Source organism: Bradyrhizobium sp. (assembly GCF_016462955.1).
Taxonomy (GTDB): domain Bacteria; phylum Pseudomonadota; class Alphaproteobacteria; order Rhizobiales; family Xanthobacteraceae; genus Bradyrhizobium.
Genome location: NZ_JAEMSD010000854.1, coordinates 1 through 741 on the forward strand (window position 1 = coordinate 1; position 741 = coordinate 741).

Consider the following 741-nt stretch of genomic DNA (forward strand, 5'->3'; position numbering starts at 1 on the left):
GATCGCGTCGAGGAGACCATGAGCGGGCTCGGCTATTCGATCGGCCGCAACAAGCCCTATGCCGGCGGCTTCATCACCGAGCATTACGGCAATCCCGCAAGCGGCCTGCACGCAGTGCAGCTCGAGCTCAATCGCGCGATCTACATGGACGAGCGGCGCCGCGAGCGGAGCGCACGCTTCGCGCAAGTCGCCTCCGACTTCGGTGTTCTTGCCGACGTGCTGGCGACCACGATCCCGTTCGCCGATCTCGGCCCGTTCCAGGCCGCGGCGGAGTAGCTCCTCTCGAACATCGAAGTCTCGGTCGGTCCCTTGGGAGTCCCTTGGGTGCGCGCGTGTTTCGCTTCTCAGGCTTGCGCGCCTTGAAATGAAAGCGGCGGCGGCAAGAAAAAAGGGCCGCTCGCGAATGACGCAAGCGGCCCAAGTCTAGGGAGGAAACGCCCAAGGAGGGCAGCGGTAACGCCAAGCGCTACCGCACCGCAACAATATGCGACCGCGACGCACAAAGTGCAAGGGCTTTTGCGCTGTTTCCCATGCAAAACGCACATGGCTCAAATGCTCCCGCGGAAACCCAGATTCAGTTCCTTTGATAAGGAAATTCAATGGGTTGATAGTCGTTTGCATACGAACAAGGCAAGCGCGGAACTAAGTTTTCAAGTCAATGATCGATTTTTGGCCAGCAGGTGACCGGGATGAGGCAGCGCACCCCGGAATGCAAAATACCGGGGTGCAAGATCAAGACAG

1 protein-coding gene is annotated in these 741 nt (G+C 59.6%); it reads left to right on the forward strand.

Annotated elements, in window-relative coordinates; genetic code table 11:
- The coding region (locus JHD07_RS39200) for an N-formylglutamate amidohydrolase (protein ID WP_291631966.1) at window positions 1–276 on the forward strand (276 nt) is incomplete at its 5' end.
- Window positions 277–741: the final 465 nt, after the last annotated feature.